This is a genomic window from Azohydromonas aeria (assembly GCF_009760915.1).
Lineage (GTDB): Bacteria > Pseudomonadota > Gammaproteobacteria > Burkholderiales > Burkholderiaceae_C > Azohydromonas > Azohydromonas aeria.
Genome location: NZ_VIDQ01000003.1, coordinates 118,957 through 142,878, shown reverse-complemented (window position 1 = coordinate 142,878; position 23,922 = coordinate 118,957). Strand labels below are relative to the sequence as shown.

Below are 23,922 nucleotides of genomic sequence, written 5' to 3'. Positions count from 1 at the left end.
CGTTGATCATGCGGCGTCGAATCGACTGGCGAGGTCCGCATGTACGCAAGGATCCTGGTGCCCATCGATGGCAGCGACACGGCCGGCCAAGGCCTTCGTGAAGCCATCGCCCTGGCCACGGCGCTCCAGTCGGTGCTCGTGCTGCTGCACGTCGTGAACGACCTGCCCATGCTGGTCGATATGTCGTCCGTGCTGCACGCCGCCGATTTTCAGCAGGACGTGCTGGAGCATGGCGAGAAGCTGCTTGCCAGCGGGCGCGGGGAGGCAGACCACGCTGGCGTACGCACCGAGGCCGTGCTGACGGAACTGATGTCAGGCCGTGTGGGACAACTCATCGCCCGTGAAGCGCAGGCCAGGAATTGCCAGCTCATCGTGATGGGCACGCACGGCCGTCGCGGCCTCAGCCGGTTGGCCATGGGCAGCGATGCGGAGCTCGTGCTGCACCATGCCGCGGTACCGGTGCTGCTGGTCCGGCATCAGCACCTCAAGCCCTGAGCCTGCATGGGCGCCACTGCAGCATCGAAGTTCAAACCGACCGAGGGCTGGCCATGACAAGGACCGAGGAGACGGGCCATATCGAGCAAGTGGAACCACGCCGCGGCGACGCGTTGCTGGTGGTCGATCCCCAGCGGGATTTCCTGCCCGGCGGCGCGCTGTCCGTGCCGCGCGGGGACCGGGTGCTGGCCCCCTTGGCCCGCGGCATCGAGGCGTTCACCAGGCGCAACCTGCCCGTGTACGTCACGCGGGACTGGCATCCGCCGAATCACTGCTCCTTCCACGCCCAGGGTGGTCCATGGCCCAGCCACTGCGTGGCACACAGCCCTGGCGCAGCCTTCTCGGCGGCGTTGCGGCTGCCCGCTACGGTGGGGCTGGTTTCCAAGGCCACGTCGCCAGGGCGGGAGGCCTGTTCGGCCTTCGCGGGAACCGATCTGCTGCCGCGTCTGCGCAATTCGGGCGTGAAGCGCCTGTTCGTCGGCGGACTGGCGACCGACCATAGCGTGCTGCGCACGGTGCTGTATGCCCTGGCGCAGGGCTTCGCGGTCGTGGTGCTGCGCGACGCCGTGGCCGCGGAGAACCTGCAACCTGGCGATGGAGAGCGAGCGGTGGAGGAGATGGGGCGCGCCGGCGCCGTCCTCAGTGACAGCGCAGCGCTGATGGCCGGCCCCATGAGTGCCCGCCCGGAAAGGAGACAGGCATGAAAGGCGATGCACAGTTGAAGCGGGACATCGAGGACGAGTTCGACATGGACCCGGCCGTGCAGTCCACGGCGCTGGGCGTGGCGGTCAAGGACGGCGTGGTCACGGTGTCCGGCCACCTGCAGACCTATGCGGAAAAGTGGGCGGTGGAAAAGGCGCTGCAGCGCGTCAGCGGCATCAGGGCCGTGGCCCTGGAGCTCGACGTGCGGCTGTCCCCCGATCACCGGCGCAGCGACACGGACATCGCCCAGGCGGCCGAAGCCGCGTTGTCCCACCTCGCCTCCATCCCCGCCACTGCCGTCAGGCTGATGGTGGACAAGGGCTGGATCACGCTGCAAGGCGAGCTGGAATGGGAGTACCAGCGCCGGCTGGTGGAGAAGGCCGTGGGTGCTCTCCGGGGCGTGATCGGCGTCTCCAACGACACCACGCTCAAGCAGCGCCCCATGCCGCCTGACCTGGCCGAGCGCATCCGCCAGGCGCTGGTGCGACACGCGCAGCGCGAGGCCCGGCATCTCGACATCCATGTCAGTGGCGCAGGCACGGTCAGCCTCGACGGCACGGTGGATTCCTGGCGCGAGCGCGAAGCCGTGGAAGGCACGGTGCGCTCCGCTCCTGGAGTCCGTTCCGTGGTCAACCGGCTCAGGGTGGCTTGAGTCTCAGCGGCACTCGGGCTCTAGCGCCCGCAGACTTGTCCTCGATACGCTTGTCAGGCACTTGTCGGGCACGAAGACGCCGGGCGGAGCGAACCCGCATCCAGGTCGTGCGCAAATCCCATCAGCCCGCTTATGCCGCTTTCGCCTGCACGCATCGGCACCATACTGACGAGGAGGCGCCTCGGAATCCCGTTGCCGGCATTGAAGAGCCCGATCTCGACCCGCACGGTGGCGCCTTCGCGCAACGCGCGCTCCTCCAGGTCCCTCTCGATGTGCAGCGCGGACCGGTCGCCGTCCACGGGGCGACCCTGCAGCGAAGGACGTGCCGGCACCAACAGGGCCGCAGCGGCCGGGTTGGCCAGAAGCCAGCGGCCCTGTGCATCCTTGGCCCAGATCGGAAATGGCGCGGCCTCCAGGCAATGCAGCAGCAGCTCGGCGCGGCCTCGATACCGGGCTTCACTGGCACGCAGCTTTTGCACCGACTCCTGTTGCGCGCGCGCCATCAGCACCTGGTCCGTGACCACCTCGAAGAACAGCATCGCGCCGACCACGGTACCGTCACCATCGCGCCAGGGCCGCATGGCTCAGCGTACCCAGTCGGTATTGCCATCCCTGCGGTGGAACGGTTCGTCTGCGGCGCATTGGTCCGCTCCCTGCAGCACCCGAGCATGCATGTCGCGCCAGTGACGAGGCGTCTCCGGAAGCACCTCGTCATGCGAGCGGCCCAGCAGCGGCGTGTCCGCGGGCAGGCCGAGCTCCGACAAGTACTGCCGCGACCAGGCCCGGTAGCGCATGTCGCGGTCGAAGAGCGCGATGGCCACCGGGATGCCGTCCACGAAGTACCCCAGCACGGATTCGTGTTCAGCCCTGGCGCTTTCACCGGCAACGCATCGAGCCGTCTCCCCGACCAGACCCTCAGGCGCCTGCTCCAACGCCTGCCGGCACCCCCCGTCGTCGCCAGCCAGCCTTGATGAAGGTTCGTCGTCGGGAACCCGCGTCGCGGCAAAGGCCCAGCGGTCGATGTTTCCATCCAGACGCACGGGCACACCCCGGCAGTCGAACCAGTGAAAGGCGCCGTCTGCCTGGCGCAGTCGCAAGCGCAACTCGACGGCGCGCTCTTCAACCAGCGCGGCGGTCCAGGCCGCCAGCGCTCCAGCCCGGTCCTGGGCATGCACCCAGGACAGCCACGTGCTGCCCGATCGCGCGCTGTCATCCGACCCGGTGCAGTCCTGGAAAAGCCGGTTGGTCTGCATGATCCAGCCATCGGCATCCACCAGGAACACCAGGGCCGGCACGGCTTCGGCCAACGCTGAAAACTCGTCGCCGTGGTCCTGCGCCGGCGACGCCCACGGCGGCGCACCGTCTTCATCCTGCTTGGTCATCACTCTGCAATGCGGGCACGGGTTGTGGGATCGATGCGGACAGGACAGGCCCGCAATCTCGATATGGCGCCTGATCCCTGGCGGATCCCTGCGCCTTTCACTGCCCATGACGAGCAGCGCCTCAATTTTTTTGGTATCCCCTCACCCTCTCTCCAACGGTTTCAAGAGCTACCTTAGCGGCTTGGACGGGTGAGAGAAATACAAATGCCTGGGTGCTTGAACTACCGGGACCAGGGTAGCCGCCAAAGCCGATTGCAACAAAAACCAGAATTTCGGCAAAAAATCCGAACAGTGACAACCGGGCGGGCACGCCACCGCCAGCGGATTGATCCGCAGCTCACAACAAGACCAGTCCTTCACGAATGGCATAAGCCGTCAGTTCCGCAACCGAATGCAGGTCCAGCTTGCGCATGATGTTGCGTCGATGGACATCCACCGTGCCCACCGAGATGCGCAATTCCTGCGCAATGCCCGGAGACTTCTTGCCTTGTGCCACCAGCTTCAGGACTTCGCGCTCACGGCGTCCTAGCGGCGGCGCCCCGGCGTCTTGTTGGCCCCGGTACTGACGGGCCAATGTGGTTGCTACGGCGCACGAGAAGTAGCTTTTGCCCTCCATCACGGCGTGAATGGCCTGCCGGAGTTCCAGGGTGGCGGAAGATTTGGTCACGTAAGCATTGGCACCGGCCCGCATCATTTCCTTGACGAAACACGGGTCTTCATAAGCCGACAGCGCAATGATTTTCAGTCCCGGCCATTCCCGCAGCAGCAGCGCGGTCAGTTGGATGCCATTCATGTCCGGCAGGCCAATGTCCACGACCACGATTTGCGGCTGCAGCGTACGCGTCGCCTCAACGGCCGACACCGCACTGCCGACCTCGCCCACGATTTCCAGGTTTGCATCGCTTCCCAGCGATTGTGCAAGTATCTCGCGGACCAGTCGGTGGTCTTCGACCAGCAAGATCCTGGTGGCCATACTCGTCTCCCGGGCTAATATTGCAGCGGTACGGTAAGCGTGACCGTGGTGCCCTGGCCAGGCCGGCTTTCAATATCGAAGCGACCACCCAGAAAAGCCACGCGCTCGGGAATGCTGGCAAGTCCCAGGTTGTACCTGGACCCGGCCACACTTTCGGCGCGGATGGATTGAAAATCAAAGCCCACGCCATCATCGCTGACGCGGATCACGATGCGCCGGCCTTGAACACACGACACAAGCAGCGCCGTATCGACTTTCGCATGCTTGGCCACATTGATCAGCAATTCACGAACAGCTCGATAGACAATGGAGCGCGTATCCTGCGACAGCGGTTTCTCCAGGGCGTCATCCACAAATTCCACATGCAATCCATAGCGGCGCTCCATTTCCTCGCAAAGCCATTGCAGGGCCGGCACCAAGCCCAGTTCGTAAAGCATGGGCGGCATCAACTGGCTGGCCAGGGAGCGGGTGAAGCGATCAGCGTCCGCGATCAGCCCTTCGACTTCGGAAAGCAGCTCCCTGTTCTTTCCGCGAAAGCCTTTTCCCAGTGTGAAAAGTTTCATGCGTGCCGCCATGAGCGTTTGGGCAAGATCGTCGTGCAGGTCCCTCGCGAGCGCCCGTCGTTCCCGCTCGTCCATGGCAGCCTGCTCTCCCACCATTTGCTGCAACAGCACGGACCGGTTGCTCATGAACGTCCGCATCTTTTCAACGGTCCGCTTGAAATCGGCCTGCATGCCGTACATCTGATTCGTTCGCTGCTGCAATTCATGCACCATGGAACGCATGCGAGCAACTTCCCCAAATGGCTCATGCATCGCCGTGTCATCAATTTTTTCGGCATCGGCACTGGTCTTCATGGGCTCGATGAGGTGAACGATGTATTGAACCTTGCCGGCGCCGTCATCAAAGGGCAGTTGGGTTGCAGACCATTTACGCTGCAGCGGGCCCGCGAGCGCTTGCGGACATGGTGTTTCGTGCCGGGCATCCAGTACCACGTTGTCTTGCTCTCCCGAAGCAACGGCCCGCTGCAGCGACAAGCTCAGTCTGCTGATATTTGTCCGAGCCTGCATCCATCCAAAGTCGGCAGGCCACTCCACATCAAATAGCCCCCGACCGCGCAATAACCCTTCCAGTCTTGGGTTCAGGAGCGTGCACGACGTCGTACAGGCAACAACACTGTAACGCGGTGCGTCGGGCAGCAAAATCAGGCCGAATGGTGGCCTGGGGTCCATGGCCGTGGTCGCGGTAACAGTATTCATGTCAAGCGACCCACTGTCTCGGGTGGAAATCCTTCCAGTCTGCGATGCCCCCAAAGCTCGTTCTTGATAAAGCTCAAATTTGGTGTGAACTGCCAGGCCTTGACATTGGGTGGGCGGACATGAGCAGTGGCAACAGGCCCGGTCGCACCGTCATGCAGACAGTTCGGCCCGGGAAACGGAAAACGGGAAAAGGGAAACGGGCGGTGGGAAAGGGGAGATGGGAAAGGGGAAGAGTAATGCGAAAGGGAAAAGGGGCCGTGGTGCCTGGCAGGCTGGCAAGCTGATAAGGTCTAAGGCGACAGTCCGCTCCGACCACACCGTCCGAGCGGGCCGGAAGGGGCTTCGTTCCCCGCCCTGATGAGCGGGGCGTGCAGGGGGGACTCTCGCGACATTGGCATTCAGTCGGGCAGGTCCGCACGGGGCCCATCAATTTGGCCGGCGAGAAATTCGAAACCCATTTTCCCGTGCTTAAGATCCTGCGTAACACCCGCACCTGGCCGCCATGAGGTCCAGGCAAAGGCCAAAAGCCCAAAAGCCCAAAGCGGCTGTTCTGCCGTGTGCGTCGGCCAGCTTTTCAGAGCCCCGCACCAAGTATTGGTGAGACAGGCACGTCACCCGCCACGTTCGGTCACTCGATATATTCATGATCCGAACCGGCGGGATGAGGTCAGGTCGTCTTCATCGAGGGCCGCTTCATTCCGCGATGGAAGGCCAGAGTCAACGCTTGTCGCATTCGGCAATTTGCTGAATGCTCATCTTGACGCCGTTGCAATCACGGCTGGCATTCAGCATGGCTTCACGGCCGGAACTGGCATAACATGGTTTCACGGCCCGTGTGATGATGGCGGGAGTCATATAGCGCCTGCGCTGGGTTGAAGAACGATGCGACTTTTGACACATGCTTGCCTCCTTCCATCGCTGGGCAACTCACCCGAATCATCTACTTATAAGCCTGCGGCTTGCAGCCTTGTGACCAATAGCACGAATGGCAAGCCAGCGGGGAACCAGTAGCCACCCATTTTGTCCCCGTGGCTTTGAGCCGCAATACCTGGTGCAAGTAGAGTTCATACCGGAAAACAGGTAGCAACCTTCGAGAGCGCAAGATGATTGCAAGTCATTGTTGCCGCATGAAAATGCATCTTCCGAGAGCAAGTGGGATTCATGCAGCAATGCCTGAACCGGTCTTGCGGTCATTTGCCACCAGGTGACGCAGCGCCCGGATGTCCCGGGCTGTTTGATGATGGGTTTCACGAAAAACCGCCCATCGAGCCGGCACGACTGCCAATATCTGACCAAACGGGCCGGGTTTGGTGTTTTCATGGGGCGGCTTGAATTGACCTGTGGTTCAGGATGACACACTGCTGGTCCGCGAGGTTTTTTCCGTGCTCATAATGCAGATTCGTCAACTGCACGTTCTTGATTCAGGCAGATTGACTTTCCGTCGAGGCCAGAAGTTTTTGAGATGTACCAACTGCGACCGGACATGGTGAGTCGCGCCAAAAGGGTATCGCCACACCGATCCGGTGTCGTGTTGACGCCCTTTGCGCGCGTCGGTCAGTGCGCCATCAGCACCGGCAGCGTCATCGACTTCAGCACCGTGTGCGTGGCGCCGCCGAGCATCAGCTCGCGCATGCGGGCGTGGCCGTAGCAGCCCATCACCAGCAGGTCCGCGCCAAGGTCGGCGGAAAGCGACAGCAGCGCCTCGCCCACCGGGGCGCAAGCCGCCTTCTCGTGCAGGTACTCGGCTTCGATGCCGTGGTGCAGCAGCAGCGGCCGCACTTGCACGGGATCGCAGCCCCAGGCGGCCACGTGCACCGAGGCGCCAGGCTGCAGCAGCGGCAATGCCGCAGTCAAGGCGCGCGCGGCTTCGCGGCTGGGCTTCCAGGCGATGAGCACCCTGCGGCCCACGTCGCCGAACTCGCCGCCCGACGGCACCACGAGCACCGGGCGGGCGCCTTCGATGACGATGGACTCCACGAAGTCCGCCGGTACGCCGGCGGCTAGATCCGCCTCGTCGCGCTGGCCGAGCACGACCAGGTCATGCAGCCATGCCCTGGTCGCGAAATGCTTGGTAATGGCGCAGCCATGGGGCAACTCGGCCCACACGGTGTGGACACCGTCCCGGCCGGCCTCCACCAGGTTGTGCGCCTGCTCCCGGCAGCGCTCGTCGAATGCCGTGGCTTCGGGCATGAGCACCGCACCCTCGGCGAAGAAGCGGGACGGCCGCGGCGCCGGTTGGGGCGCGCAGGCATACAGCGCCGTCACCGCGGCGCCCAGGCGCCGGGCGAGTTGCCGAGCCACGTCCAGGCGCATACGGCTGCGCTGCGAAGCATCGACGTGAACCAGGATGGAAGCCACCATGTTCATGGACGTCTCCTTGGCATCCGATGCCGTGTCGAAGCGCTGGGCGCCGGACGGACCCCATCCAGGCCGGGCTCCGGGCCAGCGCTTGTGAATGACCGATTCCGTGGCGTCGCCCTTGCCCGCACCCACAGGGGCTCAGGCAGTCGGCGGACGCCGTCAGCGCGCGGCCTGCCGCGCCTGCGTGTCGAGGTAGCGGTACAGGGGAGCGATGCCCTGGCGCACGACCGCGTTGGACTCCCAGGCCGGCATGTCGGCAGCGGAGGTGCGCTGCTGCAGCGTCCCGCGCAGCAGAGCCTCGCGCACGGCATCCGGACTGGCGGCTTCGCTGGCGTCGATGCTCCAGGCGTAGCGCCTCAGCACCGCGCTCGCGAAGCGGTCCTCGCTCATGCCCGCCACGCGCTGCAGCAGGTTGGGTGCGCCGCCACCGCCCCGGGCGTCGGCGCCATGGCAGCGCGCGCAGTGCGCCTGGAACAACTGGCGTCCCTGCTCCAGATGGGCCGAAGAAGCAGGGCCCCCATCCTGCACGCGTGCGTTCGCGCCAAGGCTGCAAAGTGCCCATGCGGTCACGGCAAACCGCTTCGCCCAGGATCCGTTCGGCATCTCCCACTCCTTCGCCATCACGCTGCGTCGTCGCGGCAGCGAGCAATCTAGGCTGGCCACGACAGGCTGGCTTGCGCCGCGTCAAGTCCGCAGAAGCCGTCGCCTTTGCCGGCTCCAAACCGATGTCAGGCACGACGAGCGCTCGCGGAATTGACGGCACGCAAGCCAGGGCCCCCGTGATGCCCTAGCCTCACAGCGAGTTCGATGCCGACCGGGCACGGATCGCTGCCCATGGACTGGACCTTGACACCCGCATTGCTGTCCCAGGACGCCACGCCGACCCTGCACGGCGAGGCGCTGCTGCGCACGGCCCGCATGCTGCGCGACATGGCCAGCGGCGGCGGCCGCCTGCCGCCCTTGCTGCGCAGCCGGCACCTGGCGCTGTTGTCGCGGCGCCCGCACGCCCGCTCGCAAGCGGTGGTCGAAGCCGCGGCCCGGTGCCTGGGAGCCCATGTGGCCCGGCTGCCGGCCGCGTCGGTCCAGGGGGAGGAAGCGCAAGCCTGCGAGACGGCGCGCATGCTCGGCCGCCTGTACGACGCCATGGACTGCGAGGACCTGCCGCTCCAGGCCGTCCTGCAACTGCGCCAGTACAGCGGCGTCCCGGTCTACGACGGCCTGGGACGTCGGGACCATCCCATCATGGGACTGCTGCCCTGCCTCGAAGCCGCGCCGGCCGGCAAGCAGGAACGACTGCGGATCGAGGAAAGCCGCCAGTACCTGCTGCAGGCGCTGCTGTTGCAAACGCTGCGCTGACCCGGTGTCGTGAACCTCGGCGGCCCCATGCCGCACGGCGCGCTGTTGCAGGCCTGACACGAACGGTTCACCAAGCGTTACCCGGCGTCGCAGGGCATTGGCACGAGGTTGACGCTGGACGGCGAGGCTGCGGGCACCGGCTTCCCAACGCACAGGTACCTCCACCATGCTCGACGCCTCTGCTCCAGATCCATGCTCCCGCGCGGCGGACGCGCCGTCCCTCGGCTTGCCGTGCGCGGCGCCGTGCGATGGCAGCCGTGAAGCCATCAGCGACATGCTGCAGCAGCTCACCTGCTCGGACTTGCCGCTGCGGCGGCGGCTGCTGCATGCCGGCGACCTCGTCTGTCGCAGCGGCGATGCCTTCGGCGAGCTGCACGTGATCCATTCCGGCCTGTTCAAGACGGTGGCCACCACCGCCGACGGGCGCGAACAGGTGGTGGGGCTGCACTTCCGGGGCGACTGGCTGGGCTTCGACGGCATCGCATCGGGGCGCTACGGCTGCGATGCCGTCGCCCTGGACATCGGCGAGGTCTGGTCCTTCCCGTACCGCGCGCTCATCGCCGCCGCGGCCTCCAGGCCGGGCCTGCTGGCCGTGCTGCACGCCGCCATGAGCCGCGAGATGGCGCGCGAGCGCGAGTCGATGCTGTCGCTGTGCACGCTCTCGGTCGATGCGCGCGTGGCTGATTTCCTGCGGCGCTGGGTCGAGGCGCTGGACCTGCGCGGCCTGCGCACCGACCACATCACCCTGTGCCTGAGCCGCGCCGAGATCGGCAATTTCCTGGGCATGACGCTGGAGAGCGTGAGCCGGGCGCTGTCCAAGCTGGCCCGGGCGCGCGTGATCGCCTTTGCGCAAAAGGGCCGGCGCCAGGTGAGCATCCCGAGCCCCCAGGCACTGGGCACCTACATCGAACGCAGCCTCTCGCCCGGGCCGGTCACGCTGCAGTAGGGCACCCGGCCCGGCAACTTCAGTCGCGCCTGACGACGCTCGACACCGCCTGTGCCAGCTGTTCGCGGCTGCAGGGTTTGCGCAGCAGGGGCCATGGGCGCTGCGCCTGTCCGTCGATGAGCTCGGTGGAGTAGCCCGACATCAGCAGTACCGGCAGGCCGGGCCAGCGCTGCGCGGCCCGCGCCGCGAGCTCGGTGCCGCGCATGCCGGCACCCAGCGCGATGTCGGTCAGCAGCAGGTCGAAGCCGATGTCGGGCGCCTCCAGTGCCAGGGCCTGCTCCGCGCTGCCACAGGCGGTGACGCGGCAGCCCATCGACTCCAGGAACAGCCCCATCACCTTGCGCACCTCGGTGTCGTCCTCGACCAGCAGCACGTGCAAGCCCGCCGGCACTGTCGGCTGCGCCGGCGCCGCGCTGCCCGCGGCCGGCGGGTTTGCAGCCGGGACCTCGGGAATGAACAGCGTCACCGTGGTGCCCCTGCCGGGCGCGGAATCGAGCGTGATCGCTCCGCGCGACTGGATGACGAAGCCGTACACGGTGCTGAGTCCCAGCCCCGTGCCGCGCCCGGAAGGCTTGGTGGTGAAGAAGGGCTCGAAGGCCCGCTCCCGTACCGCCTCGGGCATGCCCGTGCCGGTGTCGCTGACGGCAATGGCGACGTAAGCCGTGGTGCCGTCCGCTGCGTCGGCGCCCCGGGCCGCCTGCGGCGGCAGCGCCGTGCAGCGGCGACACTCGAAGCGCAGCCGCCCCCCTGTCGGCATGGCGTCGCGCGCATTGATGGCGATGTTGAGCAGTGCCGACTCCAGCTGCACGGGATCAGCCACCACGGCGGGACAGCGCGGCGCATCGACCTCGATCTCGATGCGCTGGTCGAGCGTGCGCCGCAGCATGTCCGACAGCGAGGCCAGCAACTGGGCGACGTCCACTTCGCGGGGCTGCAGTACCTGGCGCCGCGAAAATGCCAGCAGCTTGGCGGTGAGTTCGGCCCCGCGCCGGCACGCGCGCAGCGCCGCCCCCAGCAGTTGCAGCGCATAGGCATCAGCCGCCACGGCGGGCAGGTCCTGGAGCACCTGCAGGTTGCCGTAGGCCACGGTGAGCAGGTTGTTGAAGTCGTGCGCGATGCCGCCGGTGAGCTGGCCCACGCTCTCCAGCCGCTGGGCATGCAGCAAGGTCTCCTCGCTCTGCGCGCGCAGCAGGCAGCTGGCCATCAGGTTGGACAAGGACTGCAGGAAGCGCAGCTCGTCCTCGCCGAAGCGGCCGCGCCGGCTCGAGTGCGCACTGAGCAGCCCGATGGAGCGCCCGCGGTCCAGCAGCGGCACGGCCAGGGCACTGCGCAGGCCGGCGTCCAGGCGTGCCGGCGGCACCTCGAAGCGCCGCTCCTGTGCGTAGTCCTCGACGCTGAGCGGTTCGGCCGCTGCCAGTGCGTACCGTGCCTCGGCGTCGGGGGCCACGCTGCGTTCGGCCTCTTCGCGTCCTGGAGCGGCGGTGCCGGCCGTGCCGCTGCTCCAGCGCCGGCAACCGCCGGCCTGCGCTTGCAGCACGGTCACTGCCTCGCACTCCAGCGCTTGCGCAGCGACGGCGGGGACGCGTTCGAACAGCTGCCGCGGTTCGCGCGCGTCCAGCGCCAGGCGGCCGAGCTGCGCCACCGCCTCGCTGTAACGCGCCCGCTGCAGCGCCTGGCGCACGCGCGGATAGGCGCCCACGTCGCGGATGGCAGCCAGCACGTAGGGCAGGCCCTGGGACTGCAGCGGGCTCAGGGCAATCTCCACCGGCACCTCGCTGCCGTCGCGGCGGCGCGCGACCAGCGCCATCTGCAACCCCATGGGACGCGGACGCGGATGGCGCGCGTAGCCACTGCGGTAGCCGGCATGGCGGTGGCGAACGGCATCGGGCACCAGCGCCTCCACGCTCAACCCCGCAAGCTCATCAGCGGCGTAACCCAGCAGCCGGCTGGCTTCGGGATTGGACAGCACGATGGTGCCGGCGCCGTCGACCAGCAGCAACGCATCCGGCGAGGCCGTGAACATCGAGCGGAACACCGCGTGGTCGTCGGGCGGCGAAGCGGCAGGGGTACCCGGCTGCGTCCCGGGAGTACCGAGGTTCACAGCACTGACCTCCGTGGTTCGCGCCGAGCGGTCAAGCCACCTCGACCGCAGCCGCCAGGATGTAGCCCGCGCCGCGCACCGACTTGATGAGCTGCGGGTCGTCGGGCTCGACCTCAAGCTTGCGGCGCAGTCGGCCCACCTGCACGTCGATCGTGCGGTCGAAGGGCGCGGCCTCGCGCCGGTGCGTCTGCTGCAACAGGAAGTCGCGCGACAGCACCCGCCCGGGATGCTGCACGAACGCCGACAGCAGCTCGAACTCGCCGGTGGTCAGCGCCACCTCGCGGCCGCCGGCCGCGGTGAGGCGGCGTGCGGCCGTGTCCAGCTCCCAATCCAGGAAGCGAAAGCGCGAACGCCCGGCCGGCGCATGGGGCCGGGCCACGGCGGGTGCAGCCGCCGGCACGCCCTCGGCAGCCGGGGCCAGGCGCCGCAGCACGGCCTTGATGCGGGCCAGCAACTCCCGCAGGTCGAAGGGCTTGGTGACGTAGTCGTCCGCGCCGATCTCCAGCCCGACCACCTTGTCCACCGCGTCGCCCCGGCCCGTGATGATGATGAGGCCGCAGTGCCAGTGCTCCCGCAGCCGGCGCGCGATGGCGAAACCGTCCTCGTCGGGCAATCCCAGGTCGAGCAGCACCAGTTGCGGCGCATCGCCGCACATGAGCCTCATCAGCGCCGCCGCGTCGTGGAGCCGGCTCACCCGAAATCCCTGCGCTGCCAGATAGTTCTCCAGCAGCAGGGTGATCTCCGGGTCGTCGTCAAGAATTGCCAGATGGGCCGTGCTCACGAACAGGAACCTCCAGTGATGCCTTCACGGTCAGCACCGGCATTCGGCCCGACGAGCACCTTGATCAGGAATTGATGGCAACCGCTGTTGCATCCCGTGCACCGGGCACTGCCCAACGGTCGTCGTTCAAGGAAGGCAGTTTGCGATCTGCCGAACATAGCCGGTGCCACAAAACTCATCAAGCTGCATCTTCTGCAAGCGCTGCTTGCAATCGGAACGGGCTCGGCCCGGGCCCCCGTATCGGTCAACCGGCGGGACACCGCGATGGCGGGAAGGAGTGATGACGCCCAGCGGCGTGCCCGCGTCGTCGAGCACCGGCATCCACGCCAGCCCCTCCGAGACAAACCGCGACTCCAGCGCGGACAGGGTGGTGCCATGGCCACGGCCTGAACGGTGCGCCGCATCAGCGCGGATACGAGGCTGCTCATGACGCGGCGCCTACCGTTGCGAGGCCTGGCTGCCCGAGTCGCTGCTCGACGGCCAGGATCTCGCGCGTCACGGACAACAGCGTGTCGGGCGTGACGCTGATCGAGTCGATGCCGATCTCCACCAGCAAGCGCTTCCTTCACGCGGCGGCCGGACACGCGCTGGAAAGCGCGGTGTTGCTGGAGTTGGAGCGCTGCGGTGCCGAGATGGGTTACGCGCGCACACCCGGCGGCTTCGGGGTGGACTTGCTGGCGCGATTACCTGACGGCGGCCAGCATATGGTCCACGTCTGTGCCGATCCTTCGCCGACCACGCGCGAGCGTGAATTCCGGGCACTGCTGGATGCTCGCGAGGATGTCCCGCACGCGGCCGCCCATGTCATCAGCCTGGACCTCATGCCACCACGCGAACTGCCGGAAGGCATTCAATGGCACGGAGCTGGTGCTTGGCTGCTGGGCGGACAGGCGGCGCTGGGAGGCCACGAAACATCCCCGGCGTGACGCCGTGCAGCGCTTACCTGCACACAATTCACAGGCCCAATGCCTGCATCGGCATCCATCTGCCCATCTCTTGCTTGAGCATTTCATGAGAGCTTGAATGTGCCCGCGTCACGTTTCCCCCATCATCGGCCCGCTCCTTCCATTTCGTTGCGCCTTCAACCTGCGCAGGAATGGGTTGTAGACCACCAACTCCAGGCCTTCAACCTCGCGCTTCGTTCCGGCGCCAAGCAGGTCGCACGCACCGGCCAGCCGGAGCCAGACGGCGTCGCTGCCCGCACGCGGCGCCGCCTCGGCATACAGCATCGAGGCGGCGGCCGCTGCCTCATCGGCCGTTTCAGCCAGCGCACGCATCAGGCCGACGAGTTGCGCATCGTCGAGATGGTGGCCGTAGACCAGCAGCACCTGGTGCTCGTGCAGCACGGTCCGCAGCCTCGGTACCCCGGCATCGGCGAACGGCATCGAGGCATCGGTCCGATGGACGCCTGCGCCCTGGCGCCGCGACGACGGTATCGGCGCCATGCGGCTAGCCCCTTTCCGCGCCCGGTGTCCTGGCGCGGCTTGCGACGGCCCACGCGGCGGGCCATCGCGTCCGCTCGGGCGGCACCTCCTGGCGTGCCCCGTCGGCGGGCTGCGAAGCCGGCTCGTGCCGCCACTGGCTCGAAGTCACGGCCAGGATGCCCTGCAATGCCTGGCTGATCGAGTGATCGGCGATGAATGTCCTGCGCATGATGGCCACCTCCAACAACTGCACCGCCTGCACGGGCCGGTGCCTTTGCGCTCACCATAGGCCCGTCGGGTTGCCGGCCCAACGAACGATTGCTTGGATCGATATGGAGCGCGGAGCGGAGCAGCGCCTCGTCGTTTCGGGGCACCTCACGGGTTCTCCAGGCAATGGGCCTGAAGGCAGCTTGGCGCTTCCCCGCATTCCCCGCTGCAGTCCCGCACGGCATGAATCCGTCGATCAGCACTCGTGCATCGTGCGCCGGATGCCTGGTCAGTGACTGCGACAGCCACGAAATCCAGTCAGGCCCAGACAGGACATGGCAATTGCGAACGAATCGAGGCGAACATCGGAATGCGCCGGCTCAGGCCGGCACCGCAGCGTCCGTCTGTGCCGCCAGCCGCGCCTCGCGCTCGGCGACCAGCGCGCGCACGCGCGGGATCAGCTCGCGCCCGTAGTCCACGGCGTCGTCGAGCGGGTCGAAGCCGCGGATGAGCAGCGTGCCCACGCCCAGTTCCACGTACTGCAGCAGCGCCTGCGCCACCTGCTCCGGCGTGCCCACCAGCGCCGTGCTGTTGGAGCGCGCGCCGGTCTCGCGCGCGACGGCGGTCCACAGCCGCTCGTCCACCACGTCGCCGCGCTCGGCCGTGGCCAGCAGCCGGCGCGCGCCTTCGCTTTGCTGCGGTCCGCCGCGAGACCAGCCGGCCTCGCTGCGCAGCCGCTTCGTCTCGGCCAGGATGGCTTCGGCGCGGTCCCAGGCCTGCCCCTCGGTGTCGGCCAGGATCGGCCGGAACGACACCGAGAAGCGGATGCCGCGCCCGTGCTTCGCGGACTCGGCGCGCACCCGCTGCGTCAGCTCGCGCGTCTGCGCCAGCGACTCGCCCCACAGCGCATACGCGTCGGCATGCCGGCCCGCCACGCGCAGCGCGGCCGCGCTGGCGCCACCGAAGAAGATGGGGATGTGCGGCTGCTGCAGCGGCTTGACCTCGGAGAAGGCCTTCTCGTAGCGGTAGAGCGCGCCGTGGTGGTCGAAAGGCTCCTGCGCCGTCCAGGTGCGCCGCAGCACCTCCAGGTACTCGTCGGTGCGCGCATAGCGCTGGTCGTGGTCGAGGAAGTCGCCGTCGCGGCGCTGCTCCTCGTCCGAGCCGCCGGAGATGACGTGCACCGCCAGCCGCCCGCCCGTGAAGTTTTCCAGCGTGGCGAGCTGCCGCGCCGCGAAGGCCGGGCCGATGAAGCCCGTGCGGTGCGCGAGCAGGAAGTTCACGCGCTCGGTGACGCTCGATGCGTAGGCAATCACCTGGCTGGCGTCCGGCCCGGTGGAGTGCTGCGGCACCAGGATGCGGTCGAAGCCCGCGGCCTCGTGCGCCTGGGCGAAGCGGCGCACGTAGTCGCGGTCGATGACGGGCCCCTGCGGGCGCAGTGTCTCGGACTGCAGCTGGGTGGTGATCATGCCGATGATCTCGACGCTCATGGGTCGTGCTCCTTCCTGGGCCATGCCGGCCTGTGCGGTGAGGAGCCACACCGTAGGGGGGCACGTGTGGTCCGCACAAATAATCAAAATCTCTATTCATGCTTGAAATGCATGTTTGACCGGCTGCGTGGGCCGCTTCTACGCTGGACGCCGGATCAAAACGATGCATGGATGGCGGCATGAGCCTTGACCTCGCTGCACTGGCGCCGGTGGACGACAGCTCCGCCACGCACCCGGCGGCCCCGACCGCGACGCCGGCCCGGCTGGAGCCGGAGCTGTTGGCGTTCATCACCCGCTCGCTGGCGGCCACGGCGGCCGAGGTCGATGCCGCCGGCATCTTCCCGCACGCCAACTTCGAGCTGCTGCGCCGCCACGGCCTGCCGGCGCTGACGGTGCCGCGCGAGCTCGGCGGCGCCGGCGCCGGCCTGGCGCAGGCGCGCGAGGCCGTGGCGGCCGTGGCGCGCGGCGAGCCCGCCACCGCGCTGGTGCTGGTGATGCAGCTGCTGCTGGCGCGGCTGCTGGGCCAGGGCGACTGCCGCTGGCCGGCGGCAGTGCGCGAGAAGGTGCTGCGCAGCGCGGTGCGCGAGGGCGCCCTGGGCAACCAGCTGCGCGTGGAGCCCGAGCTGGGCACGCCCGCTCGCGGCGGCCTGCCGGGCACGGTGGCCCGGCGCACCGCCGGGGGGTGGCTGCTGTCCGGGCACAAGCTCTACACCACCGGCATCGACGGCCTGCGCTGGCTGGTGGTGTGGGGCCGCACCGACGAAGCCGAACCGCGCACGGGGCAGTTCCTGGTGCCGGCCGATGCGCCGGGCTTGAGCGTGCGGCGCAGCTGGGACCACCTGGGCATGCGCGGCACGGCCAGCGACGAGGTGCTGCTCGACGACGTGCCGATCCCGCTGGACCACGCGGTGGACCTGCGGGCGCCCGCCGCGTGGCTCACCCGTCCCGACCCGGAGCAGCAGGCCTGGATGGCGGTGCTGCTGGCCAGCCTCTACGACGCCGTGGCGCGCAACGCGCGCGACTGGCTGCTGGACTTCCTGCGCCGGCGGGCCCCGGCCAGCCTGGGCGCGCCGCTGGCGACGCTGCCGCGCGTGCAGGAGGCCGCGGGCGAGATCGAGCTGCTGCTGCTGGCCAGCCGCGCGCAGCTCGATGCCGCCACCGCCGCGGCCGACGCCGGCCGGCCCTGGAGCGCGGCCGACAGCGGGCTGCTCAAGGTGGCCGTCACGCGCAACGCCATCGCCGTGGTGGAGCTGGCGCTGCGCCAGTCCGGCAACCACGGCCTGGACCGTGCCAACCCGCTGCAGCGCTACCACCGCGACGTGCTGTGCGGGCGCGTGCACACGCCCCAGGACGACAGCGCGCTGGTGGCCGCGGGCCGCGCGGCGCTGCAGCCGGCATCCCACCCCCACCCTCACGGGAGAACCCTTTGAGCACCGTTCCCTTGCGCGCCTTCGTGGCCGCGCTCACGCGCGAGTTCGAACACGAGGCCGACGAAGCTTCGCGGCTGGCTGCCGTTCGCCCCTACCTGGCTCGCCTGGTCGCGCGCGACGACTGGCTGCCCGACGAGATGGCTCAGCCGCACCCGCAGCACTACCGCCAGTACCTGCTGCACGCCGACCCGCTGGAGCGCTTCTCGGTGGTGAGCTTCGTGTGGGGGCCGGGGCAGCGCACGCCGGTGCACGACCACACCGTGTGGGGCCTCATCGGCATGCTGCGCGGCGAGGAGATCGCCCAGGACTTCGCCCCCGACGCCGCGGGCCGCCTGGTGCCGCACGGCGCGCCCAAGCGGCTGCGCCCGGGCGACGTGGCAGCCGTCTCGCCCACGCTGGGCGACGTGCACCAGGTGAGCAACGCCTTCGGCGACCGCACCTCCATTTCCATCCACGTCTACGGTGCCAACATCGGCGCGGTGCGGCGCCACGCCTGGACCGAGGACGGCCAGGTCAAGCCGTTCGTGTCCGGCTATTCCAATCCCTGGGTCGTGAACCTGTGGGACCGCTCCAAGGAGACCGCCTGATGTCCATGGCCCCCGCCCTGCCGCGCCTCACCGCGGCGGACGTGCGCGCCGCGCTGCTGCAGCGGCGCGAGATCGCGCTGATCGACGTGCGCGAGGAAGACCCCTACGCCCGGGCGCACCCTCTGTTCGCGGTGCAGCTCTCGGCCGGCCGCATCGAGCTCGACGCCCCGTGGCGACTGCCGCGGTGCGACGTGGACATCGCCGTGTACGACGACGGCGAGCGCCTGGCCGAGCCCGCGGCGCGGCGCCTGCAGGCGCTGGGCTACACCCGCGTGCACCTGCTCGACGGGGGCCTGCAGGGCTGGCGCGACGCCGGCGGCGAGCTGTTCCGCGACGTCAACGTGCCCAGCAAAGCCTTCGGCGAGCTGGTGGAGCACGAGCGCGGCACGCCCTCGCTGCCGGCCGAGGAGGTCAAGGCGCTGCTGGACGCCGAGGCCGACGTGGTCGTGCTCGACGCGCGGCGCTTCGACGAGTACCGCACCATGAGCATCCCGGGCGGCATCAGCGTGCCTGGCGCCGAGCTGGCGCTGCGCGTGCGCGACCTGGCGCCCGATCCGAGGACGCGCGTCATCGTCAACTGCGCCGGGCGCACGCGCAGCCTCATCGGCGCGCAAAGCCTCATCAATGCCGGCATCCCCAACCCCGTGGCCGCGCTGCGCAACGGCACCATCGGCTGGACGCTCGCAGGCTTCGAGCTGCAGCACGGTGCGGACGCAACATTCGGGCCGGCCGGCGAGGCGCAGCGCCGGGCCGCGCAGGCCGCCGCGCAGGCGCTGGCCGACCGCGCCGGCGCGCTGCGCCTGACGGCAGATGGCCTCGCGGCATGGGCGCTGGATGCGCGCCGCACGCTCTACCGCTGGGACGTGCGCACGCCCGACGAATACGCCGCCGGCCACCTGCCGGGCTTCGGCAGCGCGCCCGGCGGGCAACTGGTGCAGGAGACCGACGTCTTCGCCGCCGTGCGGGGCGCGCGCATCGTGCTGGTGGACGGCGGCGCGGCGGCCGACGGCGTGCGCGCGGCCATGACCGCGCACTGGCTGGCGCAGCTGGGCTGGGAGGTGGGCTGGCTGGTGGACGCCGACCCGTCGCAGTTCACCGAGACCGGCCCGTGGAAGGCGCCGCATGCGCCCTTCCCCGAGGTGCCGTCGGTGTCCGTGGCCGAGCTGCGCGAGCTGCTGGCCTCGCCCGGCACGCTGCTGCTGGACCTCACGGCCAGCGCCCATCACGTCAAGGGCCACATCCCGGGCGCGTGGTGGGCACTGCGCTCGCAGCTGCCGCGGGTGCTGCAGACGCTGCCCACGCCGGACCGCATCGTGCTGACCTGCGGCAGCAGCGCGCTGGCGCGCTTCGCGGCGGCCGACCTGGCGCGGCTCACCGACGTGCCGGTGGCCGTGCTTGACGGGGGCAACGCCGCCTGGGCGGCGCAGGGGCTGCCGCTGGAAGCCGGCGGGCAGCGGCTGGCCAGCGAACGCATCGACCGCTACCGCCGCCCCTACGAGGGCACCGACGCGCCGCGCGAGGCGATGCAGGCCTACCTGGACTGGGAGTTCGGCCTGGTGGCGCAGCTGGGCCGCGACGGCACACACGGCTTCAAGGTGCTGGGCGCGGCGTGATGGAGCGCGATGCGCCACCCTCAGGCCGACAGGCCGACACGGCCACGGCGGCCGGGGCGGGAGCGTGGCGGGCAGGCGATACAGTGCCTGCAAGTTCCCGCCCACAGAACGCCTCGATGAAAACCGAAGACCTGCGCGCCTTCGACGCCGTGGTGCGCCACGGCTCGATCAGCCTGGCCGCGCGCGAGCTCGGACTGACCCAGCCGGCCACCACGCGCCGCATCCAGAGCCTGGAGGAATCGCTGGGCGTGCAGCTGCTCGACCGCAGCATCAAGCCGCCGAAGCCTTCCACGCTGGGCCTGCGCGTGCATGCGCAGACGCGCGCCGCGCTGCGCGAGATCGACGCGCTGAGCCACCTGGTGGCTACCGACGCCGTGCCGCAGGGGCGGCTGCGCATGGGCCTGACGCATTCCATGGGCTCCTTCGGCCTGGTGGAGCTGCTGCTGGACGTGAAGACCGCCTTCCCAGGCGTGCAGCTGCAGCTCTCCACCGACTGGAGCACGAAGCTCGTGGATGCCGTGCTGCACGGCCGGCTCGATGCCGCCGCGGTGTTCATGCCCGGCTCCAAGGTCTGGCCCGACGGGCTGGTGGCGCAGCGCCTGGCCTCCACCGAGGTGGTCGTCGTCGCGGCCAAGGGGCGCTTCGCCAGGGCCAGCGTGCGCCTGCGCGACGTCTTCGAGGCCGGCTGGGTGCTCAACCCCGACGGCTGCGGCTTTCGCGCCGGGCTGCAGCGCGCCTTGTCCGAGCAGGGCCTGCCCTTCCATCTCAACCTGGAGACGCACGGCAGCGAGCTGCAGCTGGGGCTCGTGGCCGCCGGGCTGGGCCTGGGCCTGGTCGCGCGCCCGGCGCTGCAGTCCAGCCACCTGGCCGAGTCGCTGGACGTGCTGGGCGTGCGCGACTTCAGCCTGGCGCCGGACGTGTGGATGGTGAGCGCGAGTGCGCAGGGCAACCTGCAACGCGCCATCGAGCACTTCGGCGCAGCGCTGGTGTGCGGCATGGGCGACGCCGGTTCCGAGCCGGTAGCGCGCGCAACCAAACGGAGAAGCGCTGGAAGGTGAATCGGCGGCAATGCCGGCTTCATGCGCCGCGCATATGAATCCGCCCAATCATTATTTGTGCGATTGAAGTCCTCCAGCTGCAATGGCGTTGTGCAACGCAACGCCCAGGAGGACCGATGAACCCGCCAGAATCTCCCGCGCTCGAAGCCCGGGCTCCCCTCACCCGTCGCCAGTTGCTCGGCGGTGCCGGCGCAGCCGCCATGTTGACTGCCGGCGCGGGCCTCGGTGCCCACCGCGCCGCCGTGGCGCAGAGCAGCAAGCCGCTGACGCTGGCCTGGAACGCCAATGCGATCTGCCTGGTGCCGGTGCCGGTGGCCGACCAGCTGGGTTTCTTCAAGAAGCACGGCGTGAAGGTCGAGCTGACCAACTTCAGCGGCTCCACCGACGCGCTGCTGGAGTCGATCGCCACCGGCAAGGCCGACGCCGGCGTGGGCATGGTGCACCGCTGGCTCAAGGCGCTGGAGCAGGGCTTCGACGTCAAGATCACCGGCGCCTCGCACGGCGGCTGCACGCGCATCGCCGGCTCGCGCACGGCCGGCGTCACGGACCTGCAAAAGCTCAGGGGCAAGACCATCGGCGTCAGCGACCTGGCCAGCCCGGGCAAGAACTTCTTCGCCATCCTGCTGGGCAAGCACGGCATCGACCCGAACAAGGACGTCGAGTGGCGCCAGTACCCGGCCGACCTGCTGGGCCTGGCGGTGGAAAAGGGCGAGATCCAGGCGATTGCCGACGGCGACCCCAACCTCTACCTGATCCAGAAGCGCAACAAGGACCTGGTCGAGCTGGCGACGAACCTCTCCGGCGAGTACGCCGACAAGACCTGCTGCGTGCTGGGCGTGCGCGGCTCGCTGGTGCGCGGCGACAAGGCCACCGCCGCGGCGCTGACACGCGCCATCGTCGAGGCCAGCGACTGGGTTGCCAACAACCCCAACGAGAGCGCGCGGATCTTCACCAAGTTTTCGCCCGTGCCTGAGGCCGACCTGCGCGCCGTGCTGGGCACGCTCACGCACAACCACCACCCGTCGGGCCTCGCGCTGCGCCAGCAGATCGAGTTCTACGCCCGCGACTTCAAGAGCATCGGCGTGTTCAGGCCGGGCACCGATCCGGCGAAGTTTGCCAGCCACGTCGTGGCCGACGTGCTGGCTTGACGGGTGTTCCGTTCGTCCTGAGGCATCGAAGGATGAGCGGCCCCTGCCGGGCGGCAGCCACCCTTGCGCAACGCCGCTAACCCAACGACCGAGAGTTGCATGAGCAGCATTCCTTCCGACTTGTCCGGTGCTCTTCATGACGCCCGGACACTCCTTCCACGCCGGCCGCTGCCGCTGTGGTGGACCGGCGCGCTGGCCGCGCTGGCCTGGGCCGCCTTCGGGCTGCTGACCTGGCGGCTGCCCAACGTGGAGCTGGGCTTCAGCGAGTGGAGCTACACGGCCGAGCTGGGCGTGGCCGCGCTGCTGGGCGCGGCGCTGCTGCTGCTGGTGGCCGCTACCCTGCCGGCACTGGCCGCCGTGCACGCCGCGCCGGCCCGGGCCCTGGCCGCGCTGCGCCGCGCAGGCCCCTGGCTGGTGGCGCTGCCGCTGCTGCTGGCCGCCTGGGAGCTGCTCACGGCCAAGCTGGCCTGGCTGCCGGCGCCCTTCTTCGCGCCGCCGCAGTCGCTCATCGAGGTCTATGCCGGCGACTGGCAGCGGCTGGCGGAGTGCGCGGCGCACTCGCTGGCGCTGCTGTCGGCTGGGGTGGCCGTAGGCGCGGTGGCGGGCTTCCTCACCGGCGTGACCATCGGCTGGTCGCGCGGCGCGGGCTACTGGATCCACCCGCTGCTGCGCTTCCTGGGGCCCATCCCCTCCACCGCGCTGCTGCCCATGGCCTTCTTCCTGGCGCCGTCGAGCTGGTCGGCGGCGGCCTTCCTCATCGCGCTGGCCACGGGCTTCCCGGTGACGGTGCTGACCTGGTCGGGCGTGGCGGGCGTCAACCGCCAGTACTACGACGTGGCGCGCACGCTGGGTGCGAGCGAGTGGTTCCTGGTCTGGCGCGTGGCCGTGCCCGCGGCGCTGCCGCAGGTGTTCGTGGGCCTGTTCATGGGTTTAGGAGCCAGCTTCTCCGTGCTGGTGGCGGCCGAGATGATGGGCGTGAAGGCAGGCCTGGGCTGGTACCTCACCTGGGCCCAGGGCTGGGCCGCCTACACCAACATGTTCGCGGCGCTGTTCGTGATGGCGGCGCTGTTCTCGGGGCTGATCACGGCGCTGTTCGCCGTGCGCGACCGGGCCCTGGCCTGGCAGAAGGGGACGCTGAAATGGTGAGCCACGCCACGCTGAACCGCCCGGCCGCCGCGCCGCATCGCACCGCCGGCGCGCACATCGCCGTGCGCGGCGTGAGCCACGCCTTCGAGCGTCCGCAGCAGGGGCCGCTGCCGGTGCTGCAGGACGTGAGCATCGACATCCGCCCGGGTGAGTTCGTCGCGCTGCTCGGGCCCAGCGGCTGCGGCAAGAGCACGCTGCTGCGCCTGGTGGCCGGGCTGGAGCCGGCCGGTGCCGGCGCCATCAGCCACGACGGGGCGCCGGTGCGCCGCCCCGAGCCCTCGCGCGTGGTCGTGTTCCAGGACCCGACGCTCTATCCCTGGCGCACGGTCTGGGACAACGTGGCGCTGGGCCTGCAGGCGCGCGGCGAGCTGAAGGCCAAGCGCCGGCGCGTGGACGAGGCGCTGGCGCTGGTGGGCCTTGCCGAGTTCGCGCACGTCCATCCGCACCAGCTCTCCGGCGGCATGGCGCAGCGCGCGGCGCTGGCCCGGGCCCTGGTCAACGACCCGGCGCTGCTGATCCTGGACGAGCCGCTGGGCAAGCTCGACTCGCTGACGCGGCTGGCGATGCAGGCCGAGCTGGTCGCGCTGTGGCAGCGTGCCGGATTGAGCGTGCTCATGGTCACGCACGACGTGGAGGAGGCGCTGTTCATGGCGCAGCGCGTGCTCGTGATGGGCCCGCGCCCGGCGCGCGTGCTGGCCGAGCTGGATGTGGACCTGCCCTACCCGCGGCACCGCGGCGACTCGGCGCTGGCGCGGCTGCGGCACGAGGCGCTGCGGCACCTGGGACTCGACCAGAGCTGGTGAAGCGAAGGCGA

At 69.1% G+C, this 23,922-nt stretch carries 24 protein-coding genes; 13 read left to right on the top strand and 11 right to left on the bottom strand.

Translation table 11 applies throughout. The annotated features are described in order from the left end of the window. Nucleotides 1–39 precede the first annotated feature (39 nt). The 3 genes from FJ694_RS03740 to FJ694_RS03730 are packed head-to-tail and all read left to right on the top strand — an operon-like array spanning nucleotide 40 to nucleotide 1,849. On the top strand, nucleotides 40–495 hold the full coding sequence (locus FJ694_RS03740; protein ID WP_157264384.1) for a universal stress protein: 456 nt from the start codon (nucleotides 40–42) through the stop codon (nucleotides 493–495). 53 nt (nucleotides 496–548) lie between these two features. Further along, nucleotides 549–1,199, top strand: coding sequence for an isochorismatase family protein (locus FJ694_RS03735; RefSeq protein WP_157264383.1), 651 nt, complete (start codon nucleotides 549–551; stop codon nucleotides 1,197–1,199). Continuing rightward, nucleotides 1,196–1,849, top strand: coding sequence for a BON domain-containing protein (locus FJ694_RS03730; protein ID WP_157264382.1), 654 nt, complete (start codon nucleotides 1,196–1,198; stop codon nucleotides 1,847–1,849). The genes FJ694_RS03735 and FJ694_RS03730 overlap by 4 nt, the downstream gene beginning before the upstream one ends. Nucleotides 1,850–1,902: 53 nt before the next feature. Here FJ694_RS03730 and FJ694_RS03725 read toward each other — a convergent pair whose 3' ends face one another. The 7 genes from FJ694_RS03725 to FJ694_RS03695 form a co-directional block, all read right to left on the bottom strand. Continuing rightward, nucleotides 1,903–2,400: a PAS domain-containing protein gene (locus FJ694_RS03725; protein WP_157264381.1), complete on the bottom strand. Its 498-nt coding sequence runs from the start codon at nucleotides 2,398–2,400 to the stop codon at nucleotides 1,903–1,905. Between the two features lie 33 nt (nucleotides 2,401–2,433). After that, nucleotides 2,434–3,231: a PAS domain-containing protein gene (locus FJ694_RS03720; protein WP_198320712.1), complete on the bottom strand. Its 798-nt coding sequence runs from the start codon at nucleotides 3,229–3,231 to the stop codon at nucleotides 2,434–2,436. Between the two features lie 337 nt (nucleotides 3,232–3,568). Then, entirely contained in the window at nucleotides 3,569–4,204 is a 636-nt protein-coding gene (locus tag FJ694_RS03715; protein ID WP_157264379.1) for a response regulator, read from the bottom strand. 14 nt (nucleotides 4,205–4,218) lie between these two features. Continuing rightward, nucleotides 4,219–5,463, bottom strand: coding sequence for a sensor histidine kinase (locus FJ694_RS03710; RefSeq protein WP_157264378.1), 1,245 nt, complete (start codon nucleotides 5,461–5,463; stop codon nucleotides 4,219–4,221). Nucleotides 5,464–6,180: 717 nt separating this feature from the next. Then, nucleotides 6,181–6,318 (bottom strand): hypothetical protein, encoded by a 138-nt coding sequence (locus tag FJ694_RS03705; RefSeq protein ID WP_157264377.1) that lies wholly within the window; start codon nucleotides 6,316–6,318, stop codon nucleotides 6,181–6,183. A gap of 699 nt (nucleotides 6,319–7,017) precedes the next feature. Then, complete coding sequence (locus FJ694_RS03700; protein ID WP_157264376.1) at nucleotides 7,018–7,830, bottom strand: universal stress protein; 813 nt, start codon at nucleotides 7,828–7,830, stop codon at nucleotides 7,018–7,020. 153 nt (nucleotides 7,831–7,983) lie between these two features. Next, complete coding sequence (locus FJ694_RS03695) at nucleotides 7,984–8,427, bottom strand: c-type cytochrome (protein WP_259373147.1); 444 nt, start codon at nucleotides 8,425–8,427, stop codon at nucleotides 7,984–7,986. Between the two features lie 231 nt (nucleotides 8,428–8,658). Between FJ694_RS03695 and FJ694_RS03690 the strand changes: the two genes are divergently transcribed. Together FJ694_RS03690 and FJ694_RS03685 are read left to right on the top strand one after the other, a co-directional pair. After that, nucleotides 8,659–9,180, top strand: a complete 522-nt coding sequence (locus FJ694_RS03690; RefSeq protein ID WP_157264374.1) for a Rossmann-fold NAD(P)-binding domain-containing protein — start codon at nucleotides 8,659–8,661, stop codon at nucleotides 9,178–9,180. A gap of 274 nt (nucleotides 9,181–9,454) precedes the next feature. Further along, a complete protein-coding gene (locus FJ694_RS03685) occupies nucleotides 9,455–10,126 on the top strand; it encodes a Crp/Fnr family transcriptional regulator (protein ID WP_157264373.1) in 672 nt (223 codons plus the stop codon). 19 nt (nucleotides 10,127–10,145) lie between these two features. Here FJ694_RS03685 and FJ694_RS03680 read toward each other — a convergent pair whose 3' ends face one another. Together FJ694_RS03680 and FJ694_RS03675 are read right to left on the bottom strand one after the other, a co-directional pair. Continuing rightward, complete coding sequence (locus FJ694_RS03680) at nucleotides 10,146–12,227, bottom strand: PAS domain S-box protein (protein WP_232539882.1); 2,082 nt, start codon at nucleotides 12,225–12,227, stop codon at nucleotides 10,146–10,148. A gap of 31 nt (nucleotides 12,228–12,258) precedes the next feature. Continuing rightward, nucleotides 12,259–13,008, bottom strand: a complete 750-nt coding sequence (locus FJ694_RS03675; RefSeq protein WP_157264372.1) for a response regulator — start codon at nucleotides 13,006–13,008, stop codon at nucleotides 12,259–12,261. Nucleotides 13,009–13,526: 518 nt separating this feature from the next. Between FJ694_RS03675 and FJ694_RS03670 the strand changes: the two genes are divergently transcribed. Then, entirely contained in the window at nucleotides 13,527–13,934 is a 408-nt protein-coding gene (locus FJ694_RS03670; RefSeq protein ID WP_157264371.1) for an ATP-binding protein, read from the top strand. Between the two features lie 108 nt (nucleotides 13,935–14,042). Here the strand turns inward: FJ694_RS03670 and FJ694_RS03665 are convergent, their stop codons facing one another. Both FJ694_RS03665 and FJ694_RS03655 read right to left on the bottom strand, forming a co-directional pair. After that, on the bottom strand, nucleotides 14,043–14,453 hold the full coding sequence (locus FJ694_RS03665) for a TauD/TfdA dioxygenase family protein (protein WP_157264370.1): 411 nt from the start codon (nucleotides 14,451–14,453) through the stop codon (nucleotides 14,043–14,045). Nucleotides 14,454–15,019: 566 nt separating this feature from the next. Continuing rightward, on the bottom strand, nucleotides 15,020–16,126 hold the full coding sequence (locus FJ694_RS03655; protein WP_157264368.1) for an LLM class flavin-dependent oxidoreductase: 1,107 nt from the start codon (nucleotides 16,124–16,126) through the stop codon (nucleotides 15,020–15,022). A 179-nt stretch (nucleotides 16,127–16,305) separates the two neighbouring features. On the opposite strand from FJ694_RS03655, the gene FJ694_RS03650 reads away from it, so the two are divergent. The 7 genes from FJ694_RS03650 (at nucleotide 16,306) to FJ694_RS03620 (ending at nucleotide 23,911) form a co-directional block, all read left to right on the top strand. After that, complete coding sequence (locus FJ694_RS03650) at nucleotides 16,306–17,556, top strand: acyl-CoA dehydrogenase family protein (protein WP_157264367.1); 1,251 nt, start codon at nucleotides 16,306–16,308, stop codon at nucleotides 17,554–17,556. Continuing rightward, nucleotides 17,553–18,143: a cysteine dioxygenase family protein gene (locus FJ694_RS03645; RefSeq protein ID WP_310735030.1), complete on the top strand. Its 591-nt coding sequence runs from the start codon at nucleotides 17,553–17,555 to the stop codon at nucleotides 18,141–18,143. The genes FJ694_RS03650 and FJ694_RS03645 overlap by 4 nt, the downstream gene beginning before the upstream one ends. Next, the gene (locus FJ694_RS03640; protein WP_375140193.1) at nucleotides 18,143–19,756 is read left to right on the top strand and encodes a rhodanese homology domain-containing protein; all 1,614 of its coding nucleotides are present in this window, start codon (nucleotides 18,143–18,145) and stop codon (nucleotides 19,754–19,756) included. Before FJ694_RS03645 ends, FJ694_RS03640 begins: the two co-directional genes overlap by 1 nt. Before the next feature lie 116 nt (nucleotides 19,757–19,872). After that, nucleotides 19,873–20,814: a LysR family transcriptional regulator gene (locus FJ694_RS03635; protein ID WP_198320711.1), complete on the top strand. Its 942-nt coding sequence runs from the start codon at nucleotides 19,873–19,875 to the stop codon at nucleotides 20,812–20,814. A 116-nt stretch (nucleotides 20,815–20,930) separates the two neighbouring features. Beyond that, on the top strand, nucleotides 20,931–21,962 hold the full coding sequence (locus FJ694_RS03630) for an ABC transporter substrate-binding protein (RefSeq protein ID WP_157264365.1): 1,032 nt from the start codon (nucleotides 20,931–20,933) through the stop codon (nucleotides 21,960–21,962). A 99-nt stretch (nucleotides 21,963–22,061) separates the two neighbouring features. Then, nucleotides 22,062–23,108 carry an ABC transporter permease gene (locus tag FJ694_RS03625; RefSeq protein WP_157264364.1) on the top strand — a complete coding sequence of 349 codons (1,047 nt, stop codon included), beginning with the start codon at nucleotides 22,062–22,064 and terminating at the stop codon, nucleotides 23,106–23,108. Then, the gene (locus FJ694_RS03620) at nucleotides 23,102–23,911 is read left to right on the top strand and encodes an ABC transporter ATP-binding protein (protein WP_157264363.1); all 810 of its coding nucleotides are present in this window, start codon (nucleotides 23,102–23,104) and stop codon (nucleotides 23,909–23,911) included. The genes FJ694_RS03625 and FJ694_RS03620 overlap by 7 nt, the downstream gene beginning before the upstream one ends. Nucleotides 23,912–23,922: the final 11 nt, after the last annotated feature.

Bases quoted from the DNA above. Each gene is read 5' to 3' on its own strand.
- FJ694_RS03740 (WP_157264384.1), top strand. From the start codon at position 40: ATGTACGCAAGGATCCTGGTGCCCATCGATGGCAGCGACACGGCCGGC.
- FJ694_RS03735 (WP_157264383.1), top strand. From the start codon at position 549: ATGACAAGGACCGAGGAGACGGGCCATATCGAGCAAGTGGAACCACGC.
- FJ694_RS03730 (WP_157264382.1), top strand. From the start codon at position 1,196: ATGAAAGGCGATGCACAGTTGAAGCGGGACATCGAGGACGAGTTCGAC.
- FJ694_RS03720 (WP_198320712.1), bottom strand. From the start codon at position 3,231: ATGACCAAGCAGGATGAAGACGGTGCGCCGCCGTGGGCGTCGCCGGCG.
- FJ694_RS03715 (WP_157264379.1), bottom strand. From the start codon at position 4,204: ATGGCCACCAGGATCTTGCTGGTCGAAGACCACCGACTGGTCCGCGAG.
- FJ694_RS03710 (WP_157264378.1), bottom strand. From the start codon at position 5,463: ATGAATACTGTTACCGCGACCACGGCCATGGACCCCAGGCCACCATTC.
- FJ694_RS03705 (WP_157264377.1), bottom strand. From the start codon at position 6,318: ATGACTCCCGCCATCATCACACGGGCCGTGAAACCATGTTATGCCAGT.
- FJ694_RS03700 (WP_157264376.1), bottom strand. From the start codon at position 7,830: ATGAACATGGTGGCTTCCATCCTGGTTCACGTCGATGCTTCGCAGCGC.
- FJ694_RS03695 (WP_259373147.1), bottom strand. From the start codon at position 8,427: ATGCCGAACGGATCCTGGGCGAAGCGGTTTGCCGTGACCGCATGGGCA.
- FJ694_RS03690 (WP_157264374.1), top strand. From the start codon at position 8,659: ATGGACTGGACCTTGACACCCGCATTGCTGTCCCAGGACGCCACGCCG.
- FJ694_RS03685 (WP_157264373.1), top strand. From the start codon at position 9,455: ATGCTGCAGCAGCTCACCTGCTCGGACTTGCCGCTGCGGCGGCGGCTG.
- FJ694_RS03665 (WP_157264370.1), bottom strand. From the start codon at position 14,453: ATGGCGCCGATACCGTCGTCGCGGCGCCAGGGCGCAGGCGTCCATCGG.
- FJ694_RS03655 (WP_157264368.1), bottom strand. From the start codon at position 16,126: ATGAGCGTCGAGATCATCGGCATGATCACCACCCAGCTGCAGTCCGAG.
- FJ694_RS03650 (WP_157264367.1), top strand. From the start codon at position 16,306: ATGAGCCTTGACCTCGCTGCACTGGCGCCGGTGGACGACAGCTCCGCC.
- FJ694_RS03640 (WP_375140193.1), top strand. From the start codon at position 18,143: ATGTCCATGGCCCCCGCCCTGCCGCGCCTCACCGCGGCGGACGTGCGC.
- FJ694_RS03635 (WP_198320711.1), top strand. From the start codon at position 19,873: ATGAAAACCGAAGACCTGCGCGCCTTCGACGCCGTGGTGCGCCACGGC.
- FJ694_RS03630 (WP_157264365.1), top strand. From the start codon at position 20,931: ATGAACCCGCCAGAATCTCCCGCGCTCGAAGCCCGGGCTCCCCTCACC.
- FJ694_RS03625 (WP_157264364.1), top strand. From the start codon at position 22,062: ATGAGCAGCATTCCTTCCGACTTGTCCGGTGCTCTTCATGACGCCCGG.
- FJ694_RS03620 (WP_157264363.1), top strand. From the start codon at position 23,102: ATGGTGAGCCACGCCACGCTGAACCGCCCGGCCGCCGCGCCGCATCGC.